At 40.6% G+C, this 18,437-nt stretch carries 20 protein-coding genes and 1 tRNA gene; 4 read left to right on the forward strand and 17 right to left on the reverse strand.

The annotated features are described in order from the left end of the window. Positions 1-124 precede the first annotated feature (124 nt). Positions 125-307: a hypothetical protein gene (locus WC788_06075; GenBank protein MFA6097168.1), complete on the reverse strand. Its 183-nt coding sequence runs from the start codon at positions 305-307 to the stop codon at positions 125-127. A gap of 140 nt (positions 308-447) precedes the next feature. On the opposite strand from WC788_06075, the gene WC788_06080 reads away from it, so the two are divergent. Continuing rightward, positions 448-657, forward strand: a complete 210-nt coding sequence (locus tag WC788_06080) for a hypothetical protein (protein MFA6097169.1) — start codon at positions 448-450, stop codon at positions 655-657. A 191-nt stretch (positions 658-848) separates the two neighbouring features. Here the strand turns inward: WC788_06080 and WC788_06085 are convergent, their stop codons facing one another. From WC788_06085 to uppS, 10 genes are all read right to left on the reverse strand, one after another. After that, entirely contained in the window at positions 849-3,374 is a 2,526-nt protein-coding gene (locus WC788_06085) for a NosD domain-containing protein (GenBank protein MFA6097170.1), read from the reverse strand. A 195-nt stretch (positions 3,375-3,569) separates the two neighbouring features. After that, a complete protein-coding gene (locus tag WC788_06090) occupies positions 3,570-4,364 on the reverse strand; it encodes a hypothetical protein (GenBank protein ID MFA6097171.1) in 795 nt (264 codons plus the stop codon). A gap of 435 nt (positions 4,365-4,799) precedes the next feature. Continuing rightward, positions 4,800-5,126: a hypothetical protein gene (locus WC788_06095; GenBank protein MFA6097172.1), complete on the reverse strand. Its 327-nt coding sequence runs from the start codon at positions 5,124-5,126 to the stop codon at positions 4,800-4,802. Between the two features lie 107 nt (positions 5,127-5,233). Further along, entirely contained in the window at positions 5,234-7,030 is a 1,797-nt protein-coding gene (locus WC788_06100; protein MFA6097173.1) for an AAA family ATPase, read from the reverse strand. Positions 7,031-7,190: 160 nt separating this feature from the next. Further along, complete coding sequence (gene rplL, locus WC788_06105; GenBank protein ID MFA6097174.1) at positions 7,191-7,598, reverse strand: 50S ribosomal protein L7/L12; 408 nt, start codon at positions 7,596-7,598, stop codon at positions 7,191-7,193. Positions 7,599-7,825: 227 nt separating this feature from the next. Then, a complete protein-coding gene (gene rplJ, locus WC788_06110) occupies positions 7,826-8,350 on the reverse strand; it encodes a 50S ribosomal protein L10 (GenBank protein MFA6097175.1) in 525 nt (174 codons plus the stop codon). 405 nt (positions 8,351-8,755) lie between these two features. After that, positions 8,756-9,328 carry a DJ-1/PfpI family protein gene (locus WC788_06115; GenBank protein MFA6097176.1) on the reverse strand — a complete coding sequence of 191 codons (573 nt, stop codon included), beginning with the start codon at positions 9,326-9,328 and terminating at the stop codon, positions 8,756-8,758. 55 nt (positions 9,329-9,383) lie between these two features. Further along, the gene (gene mltG, locus WC788_06120) at positions 9,384-10,418 is read right to left on the reverse strand and encodes an endolytic transglycosylase MltG (GenBank protein MFA6097177.1); all 1,035 of its coding nucleotides are present in this window, start codon (positions 10,416-10,418) and stop codon (positions 9,384-9,386) included. 31 nt (positions 10,419-10,449) lie between these two features. Further along, positions 10,450-11,169: a protein-L-isoaspartate O-methyltransferase gene (pcm, locus tag WC788_06125; GenBank protein ID MFA6097178.1), complete on the reverse strand. Its 720-nt coding sequence runs from the start codon at positions 11,167-11,169 to the stop codon at positions 10,450-10,452. A gap of 47 nt (positions 11,170-11,216) precedes the next feature. Continuing rightward, positions 11,217-11,933, reverse strand: a complete 717-nt coding sequence (gene uppS, locus WC788_06130) for a polyprenyl diphosphate synthase (GenBank protein ID MFA6097179.1) — start codon at positions 11,931-11,933, stop codon at positions 11,217-11,219. A gap of 214 nt (positions 11,934-12,147) precedes the next feature. Between uppS and WC788_06135 the strand changes: the two genes are divergently transcribed. After that, positions 12,148-12,534, forward strand: a complete 387-nt coding sequence (locus tag WC788_06135) for a hypothetical protein (protein ID MFA6097180.1) — start codon at positions 12,148-12,150, stop codon at positions 12,532-12,534. 64 nt (positions 12,535-12,598) lie between these two features. Here WC788_06135 and WC788_06140 read toward each other — a convergent pair whose 3' ends face one another. From WC788_06140 to WC788_06150, 3 genes are all read right to left on the reverse strand, one after another. Next, the gene (locus WC788_06140; protein ID MFA6097181.1) at positions 12,599-12,820 is read right to left on the reverse strand and encodes a hypothetical protein; all 222 of its coding nucleotides are present in this window, start codon (positions 12,818-12,820) and stop codon (positions 12,599-12,601) included. A 13-nt stretch (positions 12,821-12,833) separates the two neighbouring features. Then, a complete protein-coding gene (locus WC788_06145) occupies positions 12,834-14,009 on the reverse strand; it encodes a hypothetical protein (GenBank protein MFA6097182.1) in 1,176 nt (391 codons plus the stop codon). 60 nt (positions 14,010-14,069) lie between these two features. Beyond that, a tRNA-Tyr gene (locus WC788_06150) sits at positions 14,070-14,153 on the reverse strand. 141 nt (positions 14,154-14,294) lie between these two features. On the opposite strand from WC788_06150, the gene WC788_06155 reads away from it, so the two are divergent. Together WC788_06155 and ahcY are read left to right on the forward strand one after the other, a co-directional pair. Then, positions 14,295-15,230, forward strand: a complete 936-nt coding sequence (locus tag WC788_06155) for a carbohydrate kinase family protein (GenBank protein MFA6097183.1) — start codon at positions 14,295-14,297, stop codon at positions 15,228-15,230. 8 nt (positions 15,231-15,238) lie between these two features. Continuing rightward, the gene (gene ahcY / locus WC788_06160) at positions 15,239-16,504 is read left to right on the forward strand and encodes an adenosylhomocysteinase (GenBank protein ID MFA6097184.1); all 1,266 of its coding nucleotides are present in this window, start codon (positions 15,239-15,241) and stop codon (positions 16,502-16,504) included. Between the two features lie 143 nt (positions 16,505-16,647). Here ahcY and WC788_06165 read toward each other — a convergent pair whose 3' ends face one another. From WC788_06165 to WC788_06175, 3 genes are all read right to left on the reverse strand, one after another. Continuing rightward, positions 16,648-16,923, reverse strand: a complete 276-nt coding sequence (locus WC788_06165; GenBank protein ID MFA6097185.1) for a hypothetical protein — start codon at positions 16,921-16,923, stop codon at positions 16,648-16,650. Positions 16,924-17,063: 140 nt separating this feature from the next. Continuing rightward, positions 17,064-17,939, reverse strand: a complete 876-nt coding sequence (locus WC788_06170) for a hypothetical protein (GenBank protein MFA6097186.1) — start codon at positions 17,937-17,939, stop codon at positions 17,064-17,066. 102 nt (positions 17,940-18,041) lie between these two features. After that, complete coding sequence (locus WC788_06175; GenBank protein MFA6097187.1) at positions 18,042-18,224, reverse strand: hypothetical protein; 183 nt, start codon at positions 18,222-18,224, stop codon at positions 18,042-18,044. Positions 18,225-18,437: the final 213 nt, after the last annotated feature.

Raw genomic sequence — 18,437 nt, forward strand, 5'->3', positions numbered from 1 at the left:
TAAACGTGGAATGCATATCTTCTTTAGTTGAACCTGTTAAGGTTATTTGGGGCAAATAATAAATATTTTTGATCTGTTGATTTAAAAAAAGGCAGAGCAACATTGATGTTGATGCCAGGATTGTTTAACCTTGTTTTTGGCTTGCTTCCTTTTCGCGAAGATCTTCGAGGACGCTTTTCCTCAAATCGGCCACTGTTATGCCTATTTTTTTGTGTTTGTTTGCCTCGTTCAGGGCGGCCGCGAGCACCTCATCAAGCTCTCCATTTTCCAATCTTTTGATCATTTCTCTGGTTTTATTCTCTGCCATATTTTCACCTCAATACCGTTATCCGTTGTTTTGTCCGTTTTCGAAACAACGATATTCCATGAATTTATCATTTTATAAATATTTATCAATATTATATTGACACCGCTAAACTTTATCTCTATAATCGAATCCAGGAAGTGATGAATACGGCTATAATAAAGATTAAAATAGTTTGTAAAGATGTACTGGAACAGGACAAAATAGTCAAAGAATGCATCGAAGCGGGATGGCTGAACTACACCATCATCAATGAGAACGGAAGACCTGTCTTGGATGGGTACATAAAAAATGAAGAAGAAGCAAAAAAAATATTCCCCATTATAAGGAAATACGCCAAAGAATATCTCTAATATAATGGCATGCAAATCGAAGCATGCTTTTTTTAATTTAATACAGCTATCAATCCCAATATCGTAGTGCGGTAAAAATAAATAAGTACTATCTTAAAATTCTAGCCATAGCAATTATTTTAAGATAGCAAATAAATAATAAAATAAGCCGAATAAAATTAATTCAGCTTTTGCGTTCTTTATTTGGATCTTTATCCGATATTCTGGCTCATCAGCGGATAGCTATCCACTTCTTTTGAAACATCGCTTATCGCATATGGCGTATCGCCTATTCCATCCTTATCCGAATCGAATCCCGAATACCTGTCCCAGTAGTTTCCGAGATAGCTCTGGTGTGTCTTGCCGTTGAAGTCATAAGATATTTGAGTCGTTGAATTCCAGATGTTAGCGCTGGGATATGGATATAGTATTTCCGTGTCGTTTGTGTTTCCTATGAACTTATTCCTGTATATCCAATTGTCGGTGGAATAGTCCGCTCCATAGAAGAAATACAGACCATAATGGCCAGACCTGATGTAATTGCCATCGAAAATATTCTTCGTAGTGTACATCAGATAGATGTTATATTCATTATCGGTTATATCGTTCTGGAGGAGCGTATTATTGCGGGTGAAATAGCCCAGCTGTATTCCTGTTGTTCCATTGGATATTATATTCTTTGTGACAATGTTATCACGGCTGTAATACTCGAAGTTTATGCCGTAGCTGTTATTCTTTATCACATTGTATAATATCCTGTTTCCGCTGGACGGAACATCGATGCCAGCCGACCAATCGCTTGCATTCACAAGCGTAAAGTTCCGGAATGTGACATTGCCGGCATAAAGTTTGACGACACTGCCCTTCTTCTGAGCATCTATCGTCGGCATTCCGCTTCCTGAATCCATTCCTTCAATGGTCAGCTTCTTGCTCGCGTTTATGATCTCGAAGTATGTTCCACTGTAGACATTGATCTCGTCTTCGACATTTGCATCATTGATGGCATCTTGTATCTTGGCATAGTCTTTGTTTTTGTTGACGTTGTGGACCGGCCCTGTGGGAGTTGGCGGTGTTGGCGTTGGTGTTGGTGTGGGCGTAGAAGATGAAGCGGGATTGATCGCAAAATGATTGCTGATCGAAGAATATTCCGGCTTCTCAAAACTCGTGATCCTGATCTGATAGTCTTTTCCTTCTGCCTGGGTATCTGAGATAATAATTTGCGCTGAATTTGCGCTGATTGACGCCGTCATCTCGTTTATCAAAACTCCTTTCTTCAGAAGCGCGATATTCAAATTTGTTCCAACATCGCCGATTGCCGTCCATTGAATTACCTCGGTACTTCCCGGAATCCAAGTTTCTCCACCACTCGGATAATCAAGATCAAGCGAAGGCTTGTCAGATGACTTTGGAACGACCGGCTTAGACCTGAACTCAAACTTTTCAGTTGTCGGCCTGTATATTCCGATCCTGGTCAGTCCGTCTTTTTTCGGCTTTCCGGCAAGCGGAAAATCTGTATTGTCACCAAATTCAATGCTGATCATTTCAGTGCCATTCTTGAGATAGAACACCGCATTCTTGCTGTTCTTTGGATCAAATCTTCTGAAAACTCCGACATCATCCGTTCCGTCATTATTCCAATCACCGATGATCGGAGTGTCATTCGCCGTTACATCAAATTTCACTTCCTCTGTTTTGTCCGTTTTATTCAGGAAGAATGTAGCCTTGGTGGCATCTTCCTCCGAGATCCTATAGACGCCAATCTCATCTTTCCCGTCATTATCCCAGTCGCCTACGATCGGATAATCTCCGATGTTGCCGAAGAGAAATTCCTGGTCAGACACCGGATCGATTATGCCATCGTTGTTATGATCCAAAAAGAATTTTGCTTCTTTTGGTCGATATATGCCGATAGTAGCATTCTTTCCGCTCCAGTTTCCAACGATCGGAAGATCTCCCGGATCGCCCATTTGCTTATTCAATATCTCCTTATATTTTCCATCTCGAAGGATGAATCTCGTTTCGCGAGGGTTGAATGTTCCCGTTTCGTCGATCCCATTCCCGTCCCAGTCGCCAACCAGAGGCGCAATTTGGGGACGGTTGGCATTGATAAAGTCTGAAGGATTGTAATAATTGGCTCTTACCTGCACTTCGGAATCAACTATTGGAGTCCAACTACTGGGCGAAAGATAATTTCTTCGCGTTTCAAAGTGAAGATGTGCAGGGTATATCTTGACACATGGTTCATCAGAAGTCGCACCTTTTCCAATTGTTCCAATTTGTTCACCACGTCTGACATAATCGCCACTAGAGACCAGCCTTGTTTCCAAGTGGGCATAATTTGACCAAACAATAGTTCCATTTTGCAACTTATGTTCAATTAAGGTTATATTACCCCATCCGCATCCATAATCATCTGATGCTACAACGTGGCCATTTGATATTGCATAAACAGAATCACCTAGGTCTGTATCCGATCCACCATTTCCATTCCAATCTTCTCCGGGATGTATAACATTACCATAAATAGGTCCTTCATTATCTAAAAAGTTCCATCCGCTAATTTGATAGCCAGTATGATCTGGAATGCCTACTGGATAGTCAAATCCATCCGAAATCGGAATTCCGGCGCTAGCAACATTTGCCAGAAATAACACAATTATTCCAACTGTTTCAAGACTTTTTATTGTTTTTATTACGTTTCCAATTCTTTCTTTTGTTTCTTTTGTTCTATTTTCCATTCTCTATCTTTTCTCCTGTTTTTTTGTTTTGTTTGTCAAAGAACATTATCATCCTTAAAAAGGCCGATAATCACTCTTTTGCTAACGACTCAAGTTAACATGAAATAAAAACCGCGTCAATTCTTGACAATTTTGACACAGTTTTTTCAAATTTTTTCATAAATTATCTTACTTGCTTCCTCAATTTATTTGGCTTTAAAATGATTTTATGGATTGAGAAAATTCTTCGAATTTTAGTATTATGTCTTTCAAATTTTCGTCTTTGTCATTTTCTTTTATATAAGCCTCCACATCTTCATCTTTGACTTTGTAATACTCTATGCCTTTTTGGTCAGCAATTTTGGATAATATCAATCCCATGTCAAGCTCCCAACAAATTGATGGGAAATTTTTACTAGCGTTTGTATAAGCCAGAAGACTATATCCCGCATCTCCATGATTTTCTCTTCCTCTTCTTGTTGCAGTTTTGTCATTTATCCTTATACATCCTTCTTTGCAAAATTGATCAACGTCCTTATACGCTACAGCGCAATATCCAAACCAGCCAGGAGGACCGTCATCCACATAGTTATTAGTAATACCAACAACTGACAAAGTTGTATTAATGTTCTCTATGGAAAACGACATGCCAAAAAGGTTTTTGTCTGCAGAATCTTTTTCCAACAACCACGAGGAGGGATATTTAAATGAAATTCCATAATCCTTGTTTTGATATGTTTTCCAATCCGATATGTCCGTCTCAGGATTATCGGATGGATTTGGTGCGATAGACGAATCAGGAATCGGCTGAACGGGAATATCTGGCGACTTTTTGATTGTAAGCATGTATGCGGTCAATCCCAGAACAGTTCCCAAAGAAAACATTATGACAAATATCATAACTGCCCTTATAGATACTATTTTGTTTTTATTCATATATTGATTTGTTATTTCTTTATTGTATTTTACCACAAGGGCAAAGAACCCACAACGGAAGCATTTTGCCATCATATTTCCTTCATGTTATTCTTAAGTTATAAATTAATAACCAATATATATCTGGATAATATGATATTACATATTATCATAGTGCGGGAAAAATAAATAAGTACTATCTTAAAATTCTAGCCATAGCAATAATATTAAGATAGCGAAAAATAGATTTTATTATAATGCCATTTATCCCCCACACAATGCAAATGAATATTCAGGAACCGTAATTTGTTTGTCTTTTTCAACAAGTTTTTTCTTCCCGAACATTGTATCGCATTCGATCATGGCGTTGCTAAATATGTAATAAAAAACTTTTGATTCAGGTGCAGAGACCTGAACCAACCGAAGCATTATTTTTCTATCTGTTAAATATTAAGACTTGACCCCCATCCCCTGCTTAAATATTAAGACTTGACCCCCATCCCCTGTGACCCCCATCCCCTGATTCCGACCTTATTTTGGGGTTATCCATTCAATAAATCTTTTAAAATATTTACATTTCGACAAATGACTCCCAAGCCAACCCATTGCAACGCCTATAAACATTGAAATAAATGCAATGACATAAATGTTATTTAGATCTTTTTCTGGCGCGTTTGTACGTACTAGAAATTGTTGAGTAATAATCAATAATACAAACCCCCAAACAAAACTAAGACCTAAATATTCAAAATCCCCGCCGCCCCTAGACTTGGCAAAATGACGAAACGTCCAGGTTGCCACAAACCCAGGGATAATAAAAATCAAAAAATGTACGGCATCTATTGGCATATCTTCCATGATTATTTTATTAGTAATATTAATAAATTTTAATAATCTTCTGGTTCAACTTACAATTCAATATTTCATATTTCAGATTTATCAGACAAATGAAGACTCAGCAAGCTTCATTTCTTGCTCTCTTTCCAAACATTTATAGCATCCCTTATTTCTTTTGGAATTTCAGCTTCTTTAAAACTCTGCGCTATTTCAGTTTCAGAAATAGAGATATTATAATCATCTTTTATTTTTCCTTTAAATATTCTCATAATTTCCTTTCCCGGCAGTAATTCATATGGATATTTGTAATAATTATCTCTAATATCGCGCACTCGCTTGTCGACCTCCACAGAAATCATTCCGTATTCTACATCGATTTCTCGATAATTCCTCTTATATTGCCCATCGAGTGCACCCCTCAGGGAATCAATTAATACATCTCTATTCTCTTGCTTCTCAAGAATCTTTATAAAATATTTTTCTACAGATTTAGCATTCATTTCAACATTCTTATTTTCAAGAACTCTCGATATGACTTTTGAGTTTATGAGATAGTTTTCAGTCTCATGAGCATTGGTATAGCAAATATTAAAATTATTCTTATCTATTTTTGTCTTGATAGTTTTTAAATGTTCTTGGTTTAATGAGTCGCTATCCCTAAATTCTAATACTTCCAATTTAACATTTTCGATTTTACTTTTGGCTTGTATGTAAGAATCAGTGTGATTGCCAGAATCTTGACTCGATATAAATCTAAACTTGGGTTCTTTTATCCCAATTTTTTTTAAAAACTCTTGCATAATATTAAATCCATTACCGCCAATACTATCTTCGAGACTTATTACTTTCAAACTCGCACCATGTGCAATATCATATTCATCTATTAAACCAATTTTGTATAGTTCTCTTATTCCTTCTGCATATTCAGAAAGAGATTTTTGTTCATCAATGTTTTTGTCAACCAATATCAATCTGTTACTATTTTGAATCGCCTTTTTAATAAACACTTGGGAATGCGTGGCAACGATGATTTGTTTTCCATCCTTAATAAGATCTAATAATATATCGTATAAAACGTGCTGCAATTTATAATGTAAATGAGCATCTGGTTCATCAATCAAAATAACATCAGCATTCGATGAAACGATATAAACAAGAATTTGCAGTATCTGCTGAAAACCACTCCCACCTGATGAAATATCCATATTTTCACGTTCGCCCTCCTTGTAAAGAGCAGACAGAAATATTTCCTTAGTAGAATTTGAAACAAGTTTCATTCCAAAACCAGAATTTAAATATGTGTTTAATCGGTCCAGTTTCTTTGGCGAAATACTCTGTAATTGATTTCGCAATACCTCATTTGATCTGCCTAATGCTATATAATACTTTACAACTACTTCTTGTTTGATCTCCTCTTTTGAAGCAACACCAGAAAAACTCGGTATAAATAGCGGAAACCGTCTTTGACTTTTAATAAGATTTTCTATTTGTTTCCTATATTTATTAGATCCAGCATGTCCACGATTGTCACTGCTAATAATCAACAGATTTCCTCCTGGAAATGTTGCGGTTTCCATGAATTCAAAACCGTCTGTCAGAGCAATCTCTATTTTCGTTGCTGTTTCTCTGTTGGTTCTTCTTTTCAGACCTTCTGATATATAAGACTCTTCGTGAAATGGTAAAGTGATATTTTTTATTGATGTACCTCGCAGCCTCTCCTCTTTGGCAGCCTTTTTTTTATCGACCTCACTAATTCCTTCTGTAGTCTTAAGAAAATCAAACGCAAGATATATTGCTTGAAGAAGTGAACTTTTACCGGAATTATTTCCGCCTACCAAAAGATTCAATCCTGGATGAAATATAACTTTGCATTTTTTGAAACCCTTAAACAGGATTGTATTTAGAGAAGCAATCTTGACCGCCATGATTTATTTATTTTAATTAGTATTTTATCTTGCCTCAATCCTACTCTCTTTTCTTTTTAAAATCAATAGAGATGCATTAAAAAACAGAGGATCTAATCCCCTGTCTTTTATCTAAAATCCCCCTTAATCCCCCTTTTTCAAAGGGGGAGAGAAATTCATGTTACTTCAAACTTACTGTTGCCCCTGCGGCTTCGAGCTTCTTCTTGAGCTCTTCAGCTTCAGCCTTCGGAACTTTTTCCTTTACAACCTTCGGTGCTGCGTCAACCAAGTCCTTTGCTTCTTTGAGTCCTTTTCCGGTGATCTCTCTGACCACTTTGATAACAGCGATCTTTGCATCTCCTGCAGCTACAAGTTCGATGTTGAAATCAGTCTTTTCTTCAGCTGCTGCGCCTGCTGCTGCGCCAGCGACCGGCATAGCCATTGCCATCGGAGCGGATGCTGAAACTCCGAACTTTTCCTCGAGAACCTTCACGAGCTCTGAGAGCTCAAGAACGCTCAAGGTTTCGATCTTCTTAACAAGGTCCGCGAACTTCTCAGGAACAACTACTTCTTTTTTGTCTTCTGCCATATTATTTTTCCTTTCTTAACAATTAATTAAATTATTTATTTAGGAGCCTATTTCAAAAATCCATTTTGGCCCAAATTGCATGATTTCGGCTGCAATGGATTCAGGACTCGTCGAAATATTTCCGATATTCCTTCTCGTCTTTCATCCATTTCGCTCGAAATCCTGACAATTTCATCTCAAAAGCGATTCTTGAGATAGGCTCCATAAAATTCGTTATTTTTTCAAACTTATTTCTTCGTGTCTCCGTAAGCTTTCAAAACCGTGACGAGTCCTCTCATATTTCCCGCGAGAACATTCACAAATCCGGTTACCGGAGCATTGATCGTGCCGATCAATTGCGCTCTCAATTGGTCTTTGCCCGGGAGAGTCGCAATGGTTTTCATTTCGCTTGCGCTCAGGAATTTTGAAGCCATATAGCCTCCGAGAATTTTGATCTTGTCGCTCACTTTTGAAAATTCTTTCGCGATCCTTGCCGGAGCCACTTCGTCTTCATATCCGATCGCCACCGAGACCGGGCCTTCGATCACCAGATCATCCACTTTGTCGATCTTGGCTTCCTTCAATCCTTTTTTTATGAGCGTCTTTTTTGAAACTTTGTAATCGATGTTTTCCTTGGTCATTCTCCTTCGGAAATCCATGTCATCCTTGACCGTAAGTCCCTGGAAACCCAAAAAAACAATGGATTTGGCCTTGGCGAATTTCTCCGCAAGATCCTTTATGATCTGCGTTTTTTCTGCTTTCGTTGCTGCCATATGATTATTGTTATTAAAAATAAAAAACTGCGCTTCCATAGACGCAGTAAAACATTGTTCGTGCCTTACCTAGTCTCGCCAAAGGTCTTTCTGCAGACCGAAAGCGGACTTCGTCACGCTGTAGGCTCGACTTCTTCCTGCCTGCCGAAGGCGGACTTTCATCCTCGGCAGGTCTTATTTTCGAGCCTGCTGTCTATGGACTTCTTACATATGCTATTCTACACGAAATATAATCCTTGTCAAGCGTGATTATCTGATATTAAGAGATCCGAGTCATTCCTGCGAAAGCAGGAATCCACGAAGCAAATAGACGCTTGCCATTCGCGATCATCCGCCGAAGGCGGATGGGTGTATCAAATACGGAAGAATGCCGAAAAAACTGCATCAAACATGAAAAACGAACACTTACGCCTGTTTCTTCCCATCGGCCGGCCTGGACAAGGCTTCAATTACGGCTTGTGCGAATTCCTCGGACTTGGCCGGACCGTCTGCCGTGATTATATTCCCGTCGACGACCACTCCTTCGTCGCAATAGTTGCAGCCTGCGCTTTCAAGCTCCTTCAGGCCGCTTTTATTCGCAAGACTGGACCAGACTGTCGCTTTTTTCACTTTCAAGATCCCCGACCTTGCCAAAATTACAGGCGCGATGCAAATGGCAGCAACGATCTTTCTCATCGAATTGAATTCCTGAACGATCTTATGGGCCTCATCGTTATCAAAATATTCCTTTGCGCCCTCTCCTCCGATGAAAACTACAGCATCAAAATCTTTCGGATTGGCCTCTTTCAGCGTCATGGTCGATCTTGCTTCTCCTCCCTCGACACCGACCACTTCTCCTTTCACCGAACTCGCGGTCGTCACGCTTGCTCCTTCTTTCTGGAACATCTCATGCGGGACGAAATATTCCTCATCCCTGAAATCCTTTTTGGCAATGACCATTAGGATCTTTTTTCCTGCAATTTTTTTTGATAGCGTCATATTTTTTTATTTTAGATTGATCCAGTCCCCACCCTCTATTGGGAGAGAAACGGCTTTATTTAAGATATCTGTTCTTGTTCAGAATGTGCTCGTCGAATGTTTTCGAGAAAACCGCCTGATCATTATCGCGTCTCGTCAAAAAATAATAGTAATCGGTTGAATCGGGATATATTGCCGCAATTATCGCATCAAGCCCCGGATTCGAGATCGGTCCCGGAGGAAGTCCTGCATACATATATGTATTGAACGGAGAATTTATTTCCAGATCCTCATAGGTCGCCTGAGACCTTCCTTTTCTGATCACATAATTCACCGTTGCATCCGATTCCAACTTCATTCCCAATACCAGCCTGTTGTGAAAGACGCTCGAAACTTTTTTCATGTCTTTTGCGGACCCGGCTTCCTTTTCAATGATACTGGCCAGAACTATCGTCTCATAAACCGTCTTGTTCTGCCTGCCGATCTCTTTCTGGAGGCTCTCGCTCAGCTTCCGGCCGAAATTATCCAGCATTTTTCTTGCTATGTCTTCAACAGAAACGCCCTTTTTATATTTATAGGTATCAGGAAAATAGAATCCTTCAAGCCCGGAACCTTCAGGCCTGCCGGCCAAAAAAACATATTGCGAGAGATCCATCTTGAGATCTCCGTCCATTCTGACGAACTCGCCTTCCTTGATAAGTCCGTTTTCCGCAAGCCTCCTGTCTATGTCGCTGACCATGAAACCTTCCGGGATCGTCACCCAGACATCTTCATTCTTTATTTTTCCGCCCATGAGGATGTCCGCAATTTCCGGGATGGACATAGAGGGAGAAAGCTGGTATTTGCCTGCTTGTATCTTTTCGGCCACTTTTTCCTGCCAGACATAGACCTGGAAATATCCGGCGCCTCTGATCAGACCTTCTTTTTCCAAATTTGTGGAAATATCTTTCACGCTCTCGCCTTTTTGGACTGCAAATTCTTTTTCTTCAGCCGACCCTGCAACAAGCGGAGCCTTGATCTGGCTCTGAACATGATAATAGGTTCCGCTTGCGATCGCTGCGGCTACAAAGAAAAAAAACAGAGCTGCGGATAGTATTCCCTTCTTTGACATAATGATTTGAGATTATTCTTCATTAATATTTTCACTGCGAAGAGTTCGGGATAAGTGGAACAAAAACGAAACCTGGATATTCCGTTTCCTTGAACCCATTCTCCGATATCTTTTCAATAAGCCAGATACTCCGATCCACCGGGATAACCAGCCTTCCGCCGACCTTCAACTGCTTCTTGAGTTCACTCGGAACCTTGCCCGCTGCGGATGCCGCAACGATGATCTTGTCGAATGGCGCCTCTTCCTTATAGCCCAAAGTCCCGTCTCCGACCACGAATTCCAAATTCTTAAATCCGTATTTTTTCGCATTTCCTCTCCCAAAATCCGAAAGCTCGGGTATCCTCTCAATGGCGATCACTTTGCCTTTTTCTCCCACAATGCATGCAAGAAGCGCGCTTTGCCAGCCCGAACCCGAACCGACATCAAGAACCTTTTCACTCTCGCCGGGAGAAAGAAGTTCCAGCATGAAAGCGACAGTCAGCGGCTGGGATATCGTCTGCCCGTATGCCGTCGGAAGTGGCTCGTTCAGTTCGGATTCTTCTTTGAACTCCCTGGGCACAAAATCTCTCCTGCGAACCGCTCGAAAAGCATCAATGATCCTTTCAGTCCTGAGATGTCCCGAATTTATGAGATTGTTAACGAAGCTTGTCATAACAAAAAAAGAAGGGATAGGCCCCGCAACAACAGATTTGCATCCGAAGTCTTTCACGAAATACTTCCGGGAACTCCCTTTTTCTTCTGAATATTCCACGCAAGCATTCCGGTAACGGGATAAATATAATTTCTATAGATAGATCATTATTTTCCAAACCTTCTCTCTCTTTTTGAATAGTCTATTATCGCATCCTTGAAATCCGACTTGTTAAAATCCGGCCATAGCTTGTCAGAAAAATACAGCTGAGCGTTGGCAGTCTCCCACATCATGAATCCGTCGCTGAGATGCGGCTCCCCTCCGGTCCTGATCATAAGGTCAACCGAAGGCAGCTCTTTCGTATATAAACATTCTTTCACCAAATTTTTGTCTATGAGAAGCGATCCGTCCGTCCTTGCTTTCCGGACTATCGCCTTGATCGCATCAGAAATTTCCGCCGTTCCGCTGTAAGCCAGAAAGAAATTCAGATGATAATCGCCGTAATCTTTCGTCGCTTCTATCGCTTTTTCGATGGACTCCCTGACGGGCAGAGGAAACTGCTCGCGCCAGGAACCGAAAACGCTGATCTTGACCTTTTTTTCATGGATCTTTTCGTCTTTGGAGAGGCTTAAAAACTTGTCCCTGAACAGATCCAGAAGGAACTCAACCTCTTCCTTCGGTCGTTTTGCCAGATTGTCCTGCGACGAGCCCCAGAAAGAAATATGCGATACTCCAAATTCCATAGCGACCTCCAAAAGCTTTCGAAAATTCTCCGCTCCCGTCTTATGCCCGAGCCACGCTTTTAATTTATGCTTCTTCGCCCATCTCCTGTTTCCATCAGGGATGAAAGCGATGTGTTTTGGAAAACTAAGTTTTTTATTCATTATTTTTTCTGACCTAAAATTATCCTTGATCAAAACAGACAAACCACAAACACGCCTAACGGCGTTATGTTTTTATTTTCATTACTTATAATAATAATACACAAAAAATACAAAGTCAATTCAAACTGAAATATATGGCGAAAAGCACCCTTTTATTGACAATACCGGATTATAATGTTATTAAAACATCAAAGATATCATGGAGGCGATATCATTGAACGGACAAAAAAACTATTATGAAACCGCGAGCAGCCTGTTTTCGGGATTTATTGTCGCAATAATCGTGATCATCTGCTATTATGCGGCATTTAGTTTCGGCTATCTCATTTTGGGATCAAAACATTATATCGAGGTCGTAATATTGATGGTTATATTTTCGATCTCCACTGGCGCATCTTATCCCCTTCTCGCGAAAGGTTCGGCAAAAGGTCCGATCGCCATGATCGCATTTTTCCTGACGCTGTATGCCATGAGCCGTCTCATAAACATTTTCGAGATCCATCTCTTTGTGATCATAACGATCATAGCCGCAGCTTTGGTGAAGATCCTGATCTGGAGTGAGATATTGAAAAAACATTCGAGTCCGAAAAACCTATCTTAAACAAGATAGGTATTTTTATTCAAAAAATCAAAGAGATAAAGCCGTATCCGGCCGCTAACCCCGCCTACCCTTCATCTTCATTGAAATCGGTTATCACGCCCGCTTCGATCACTTTTCTGAGACACTCTTTGCAATCCTCTCCATTGGGAGAGACATGGGCGTGGATCCTTGCAAGATCATGGGAATTTATCTCGATCTTTTTTTCTTTGAAGTTCTTGATCAATTCGTCGATCTCCTCATGGCTCATTTCAAATTTAATATCTGTTTCTGTCATAAATTCTTTCATATGATTTTTATAATTAATTAAATTCCAAACTTGAGATCTCTTGGTATAATTGATCGAAAAATAATTTTTTCACGTTATCGTCGATGTCGCCATTTTCCCGGAGCATCCCCTTTCCGCGGGGCAAAATTATGAAAAATCCCTTTTCACAATTATTCTTAATAAAGGCTCTTTGTACAAATTTGTTCAGCTTCTCTGTCATTTTGTTCTCATAATAACAACTGCCCGATTTGTAATTGAATCTATCTTCGTCATCGACCATATTCACAAGATTGTTCATAATGAACGCCAGCGTTTTTTCATCTTCACCATACTTTACGTCGACATTTCCGCATTTGACCTGAACAGGAAAACGTTTTTCTCCGATTTCAACATAAAAATCAATCGCCCTGTAAACATCCTCGCTTATCGAAGCTTCTTTTATGCTTATGATCAAACCATCCTCAAAAATATCTCTCAGGGCCTCATTCTTAGAGATCATTTCCTTCAGATATTCGGAAGAGTTTTTTATCAGATTCCTTACGACTTTTTCAGCAATTGCGCCAAATTTTTGAGCATTCTGCAAATTATCCATAAGCATCTCTTCTTTGTTGAGCAAGGGCTCTATCTCGCTCTCTTTGAGATTCATATAAAAAGCTTCCCTGCTTTTCCAGTATTCGTTTATTTTCTCATCACTTCCGCCGTTTTCTTCAATTTTTTCCAGCTTTTCCACAATGTCGTGCAGGCTTTTCGCTCCCGCGAATGCCGCTTGCGTCTTTTTTTTCAAAGCATCTGACGATTCATTGTTATCGCTTTTTAGATTTTCTTTGTTGTAGCAATAAAGAAGCTTTTGATTGAAAAAGAAATTAATATCAGTCTTCAGTTCAGCGCGGAATAGGCCCATATCATTAAGGTCCTTCACCAACAGTCTGTACGAGCTTCCCGGTTTTACCAGATTAATATCCCTTTCCAGTATGATCTGCTTGATAACTTCGAGCTTTTCTCTATTCGCTTCTTTCTCGATGTTTTCATCTTTTGTCAGTTTAGGATCTTTTTCATTCAAAAAACCAGGTCCAATCTGCGGTCCCGGAGTTTCTATGTGGGGTATGTCATTATGTAATTGATGCACGTCAAAATCGTTTCCTGCGTTTTCAGCGTGAGGTGCTGTGCTTTGAGGATCTGAAAAAACTCCTCCAAAATTCTTTTCCGACATATAATGATTTTATGTGCTTATGTGCGTGCACTGTGAATCCGCCGACTGGCGGAGAAGCAGTGGGTAGGGAGGGAATCGAACCCCCGAAGGCCGAAGGCCAACTGGTTTACAGCCAGTCCCGTTTGACCGCTTTGGTACCTACCCATTTTTCAAACATTTTCTTATACCTAAACATATTACAATACATTACCGCGTCTGTAAAGACTTTCCGCCATTCTTGAATTGACAATAGAAACCGCAATTGATATTATTCAGTATGAAGCCGTTAATAAATAAAAATATTCTATGAAAGTTCTAGTTTCCGGATCGATCGCTTACGACAAAATAATGAACTTCCCCGGATACTTCAAGGACCACATTCTGCCTGACAAAATCCATAATATTAATGTCAGTTTTTTTATAGACAAGGTGAGCGAAAATTTCGGAGGAACGGCGGGAAATATTGCATATAATCTGGCTCTTCTCGGCGAGGATCCCGTGATCTTTTCAACGGCAGGGCATGATTTCGAAAAATACAGAAAATGGCTCGAAAAGCACGACATCGATCTTTCCAGAATGAGGATCGTCGAAGACGCGGGAACGGCACTTGCAACAATGATGACCGACAAGGCCGACAACCAGATCGCTTCTTTCTGTCCGGGAGCAATGATGAATCCGTGCCCGATGGAATATAGCGATGAATTTTCGGACTCGATCGCGATCGTGGCGCCGGGCCTCATGCAGGACATGGTGACCTTCTCGGAATTCTATGCAAAACACGACATACCTTTTATTTTCGATCCCGGACAAGCCATAACTTCGCTTTCCGGAGATGACCTGAAAAAATGCATAAAAGCTGCCAAGTATTTCATATCAAATGATTACGAATTGAATGTCATCCTAAAAAGAACGAACTTCACCGAGAAAGACATTCTGGACAGCGTCGATATTCTCGTGACCACTCTTGGAGAGAAAGGCTCGGTTGCAAAAACGAAAAAAAGAACTTATGAAATAAAACCCGCAAAACCAAAAGCCGTGGTGGATCCGACCGGAGCCGGAGACGCCTATCGCGCGGGATTCATCAAAGGGCTTTTGAACGGCTGGCCGATCGACACGACGTGCGAGTTTGCGGGGGTCATCTCGTGCTATGCGGTTGAAAATTACGGGACCCAGAACCACAAATACGATTTCGAAGAAGCAAAAAAAAGATACGAAATAAATTTCAATAAAAAAATAAACTAACAAAAAACATGAACTACGACGTCAAAGACAAGAATCTCGCCCCAGCGGGCAAGAAAAGGATCGAGTGGGCGGACAATGACATGCCGGTCCTCCGCCAAGTGCGTGAAAAATTCGGAAAAGAAAAGCCGCTCAAGGGGCTGAAAATGTCCGCATGCCTCCATGTCACGGCGGAAACCGCGAATCTGGTGAGAGCTCTCAAAGAAGGCGGAGCCGACATAGTGCTTTGCGCTTCCAATCCCCTTTCAACGCAGGACGATGTGGCTGCAAGCCTCGTCATGGACTACAAGATCCCCGTGTATGCCATAAAGTGGGAAAAAAGAGACACCTTTTTCGAACACCTCGAAGAAGCCATCGCCCACAGCCCGAATATCACCATGGATGACGGAGCTGATCTCATCTCGACGATCCACAAAGAATATCCCGAGCTTACAAAACAGCTTATGGGAAGCATGGAAGAAACCACAACCGGAGTCATCCGCCTGAGATCCATGGAAAAGGCCGGAGCACTGAAGATCCCGGTCGTCGCCGTGAACGATGCAAAAACGAAAAATATGTTCGATAACCGCTATGGGACCGGACAGTCCACATTGGACGGAATAATCCGCGCAACCGACATGCTGATCGCCGGAAAAACTTTTGTCGTCGCAGGATACGGCTGGTGCGGAAGAGGCTTTGCCACAAGAGCGCGCGGCATGGGAGCAAAGGTTATCGTGACCGAGATCGATCCGATCAAGGCGCTTGAAGCGGCCATGGACGGTTTTGACGTCATGACAATGAACGAAGCGGCGAAAAAAGGAGATCTTTTCTGCACGCTAACCGGAAACATGAACGTGATCGACGAACAGCATTTCAAACTGATGAAAGACGGCGCCGTGGTCTGCAATTCCGGACATTTTGATGTTGAAATAAATCTGAAAAAGCTCCAAAAGATGGCAACGGACGTGAGAAGAAACGTGAGGAATTTCGTGGATGAATATACGATCGGGAACAAAACGTCAAAAAGGATCTTTGTCCTTGCGGAAGGCCGCCTCGTGAACCTCGCGGCGGCGGAAGGCCACCCGGCTTCGGTCATGGATATGAGCTTTTCAACGCAAGCGCTGGCCAGCGAATGGGTCGTGAAAAACTACGGAAAGCTGACGCCAAAGGTCTATGATGTTCCGACGGAAATTGAAGACTATGTTTCAAAGCTCAAATTGAAGTCCATGGGGATCAATATAGACAAGCTCACCAAGGAACAGCAGAAATATCTTTCAAGCTGGACCGAGGGGACATAGAAAATTAAAAGTGAAAAGGTATAAATTAAAAAGGAACGGAGATCTCCGTTCCTTTTTCAATGAACACTGATTATTTTTTCCGGTTTAAGCAAAATAGACGAATCCAAACAAAGAAAAAAAGAAGATAATTAATATTTTCTTCTTTATTTTTTTTCGTATGCCAGAATGGCTTTCATCAATTCCTCGGAAGGAATGATAGAGGTTCCGTCCCGATCATGCTCGAAACTGAATTCATGGTTGGTGTACATCTGCATCACCATATCATTTATTCCCTTTTCCCCTAAGACCAGATTGGCCAGTTTGTCTTCTCTGAGCCTTTGCCAGAATTTGTTCGAGGCAATTTTTTTCCATTCACTCTCATCTGCGGCATATGCCAATGCTGCAAATACATACAACCGAATTTTATCATTTACACTCATTTTGCCTTCCGGAAAATGCAACGCTTTAAACTCTTTGGACAAATTCAACACCTCTCTACTCGTACAGTTAAACATCACTATTTAACAGACTGTATAATTTAGCATATTTATGGCTTTTTGTCAATACTTGCGCATGGGAATTAGTGCCGGTTTTTAGCATTTACACTCAGATTCTTCGTCAGGTTGACGATGCTGATGACCGCAAGCACAAGCGGGACCCACCCGATGAATACCGCAACCGGAACAGTAAATAATCTATGATCCGAAAAAGGCATTTTGAGATATTCCCATTCATGGCCGAAAAGATTCACTCCTTCTGTGACAGCTGATGCAACAAGCGATGTCAGTATGAACGAAACGATATAAAGCATATTCAGAGAAAATATTTTTTCCAGCACCGAATCCCCTTTCAACACCAGAGAAACATAATCAGTAAGGAACAAAATTCCGATAAATGGAAATATCATAGAATATTCGACAAAGCTGTCGCTTTGAAAAATATAAACGTAAAGCGGACAGAGGATAAATATGATACCGAGCAATAAGATCGATATATGAGATGCCTTGCTTCCGCTGAAGTTCATGATATTCCTGTCGGGAATATATTTTATCAAAATGCTTAGTACTATCCGATAAAGTTCATACATGCCGAGAATGAAAGCGACATTCATGAAAACGAACATGAACACATAATCGGTAAATCCATAGCCGATCCAGTTCCACATCCCGCTCAACTGCACGCCATAATAATAATCGACTGTAAAAAAAGATAGAGTTGAGACCGCGATAAAGATGAACGTCGCGCGGCGGCCGGATTCGAAAAAGAAGAATTTTATTGCCGACTCGCCATTCAATCTATAATTTGCATAAGACAGCATAAGAAAACTTCCCAGAGCGAAAGAAGAATAAAAACGATCATTATAAAATATAACAGCGGAAACGACTGAATATAAAAACAATATAAGTCCTGATGTGAGACACGCCAGATAGATCGCATTCAGTTTTTTTTCCGTCATAGATTTATTTTATATTTCCGATTCTTATATGCTTATATTCTAGCATTATTTTTTCAAAATAAAAAAGGTATCTATTTATATCAGATACCCGAATAGTCATATTTAGCGAACTTCTAGCGTTAAGGCTGAATATTCGATATTTTTCGGCAGGATAAGAACCTTCTTCTCCTCGCCTCTTTTTTCAATGTGGCCCGCATCTATGGCCATTATTTTATTTTTTTTCGCAATTGATATGGCTTTTGGCACGTCCTTTCCCGGAATATATATTGCAAATCCTGCGCCCATATTCAGATTGCCATATGCTTCAACATCATCGACCGGACCCTCTCGCCGGATAAAGTCAAATATCGGCTGGGGCCTTGGGATATTCTCAATACCCGTTAAAAGGAAACGTCAAGGATAATAGTTGGGAATAATGAGCTATACAGTTATAAATGATAATTTAGAAGCATCATAGCATTCATTGTTTTTATTCAGATTGAACATTATTACAACTAT

The organism is Candidatus Paceibacterota bacterium, from assembly GCA_041661265.1.
GTDB lineage: Bacteria > Patescibacteriota > Minisyncoccia > JAHIHE01 > JAGLIN01 > JBAZUT01.

Bases quoted from the DNA above. Each gene is read 5' to 3' on its own strand.
- WC788_06090 (MFA6097171.1), bottom strand. From the start codon at position 4,364: ATGATGGCAAAATGCTTCCGTTGTGGGTTCTTTGCCCTTGTGGTAAAA.
- WC788_06085 (MFA6097170.1), bottom strand. From the start codon at position 3,374: ATGGAAAATAGAACAAAAGAAACAAAAGAAAGAATTGGAAACGTAATA.
- WC788_06080 (MFA6097169.1), top strand. From the start codon at position 448: ATGAATACGGCTATAATAAAGATTAAAATAGTTTGTAAAGATGTACTG.
- rplL (MFA6097174.1), bottom strand. From the start codon at position 7,598: ATGGCAGAAGACAAAAAAGAAGTAGTTGTTCCTGAGAAGTTCGCGGAC.
- WC788_06145 (MFA6097182.1), bottom strand. From the start codon at position 14,009: ATGTCGGAAAAGAATTTTGGAGGAGTTTTTTCAGATCCTCAAAGCACA.
- WC788_06115 (MFA6097176.1), bottom strand. From the start codon at position 9,328: ATGACGCTATCAAAAAAAATTGCAGGAAAAAAGATCCTAATGGTCATT.
- WC788_06155 (MFA6097183.1), top strand. From the start codon at position 14,295: ATGAAAGTTCTAGTTTCCGGATCGATCGCTTACGACAAAATAATGAAC.
- WC788_06095 (MFA6097172.1), bottom strand. From the start codon at position 5,126: ATGGAAGATATGCCAATAGATGCCGTACATTTTTTGATTTTTATTATC.
- mltG (MFA6097177.1), bottom strand. From the start codon at position 10,418: ATGTCAAAGAAGGGAATACTATCCGCAGCTCTGTTTTTTTTCTTTGTA.
- WC788_06170 (MFA6097186.1), bottom strand. From the start codon at position 17,939: ATGACGGAAAAAAAACTGAATGCGATCTATCTGGCGTGTCTCACATCA.
- rplJ (MFA6097175.1), bottom strand. From the start codon at position 8,350: ATGGCAGCAACGAAAGCAGAAAAAACGCAGATCATAAAGGATCTTGCG.
- WC788_06075 (MFA6097168.1), bottom strand. From the start codon at position 307: ATGGCAGAGAATAAAACCAGAGAAATGATCAAAAGATTGGAAAATGGA.
- ahcY (MFA6097184.1), top strand. From the start codon at position 15,239: ATGAACTACGACGTCAAAGACAAGAATCTCGCCCCAGCGGGCAAGAAA.
- WC788_06165 (MFA6097185.1), bottom strand. From the start codon at position 16,923: ATGAGTGTAAATGATAAAATTCGGTTGTATGTATTTGCAGCATTGGCA.
- WC788_06100 (MFA6097173.1), bottom strand. From the start codon at position 7,030: ATGGCGGTCAAGATTGCTTCTCTAAATACAATCCTGTTTAAGGGTTTC.
- WC788_06140 (MFA6097181.1), bottom strand. From the start codon at position 12,820: ATGAAAGAATTTATGACAGAAACAGATATTAAATTTGAAATGAGCCAT.
- WC788_06175 (MFA6097187.1), bottom strand. From the start codon at position 18,224: ATGGGCGCAGGATTTGCAATATATATTCCGGGAAAGGACGTGCCAAAA.
- uppS (MFA6097179.1), bottom strand. From the start codon at position 11,933: ATGAATAAAAAACTTAGTTTTCCAAAACACATCGCTTTCATCCCTGAT.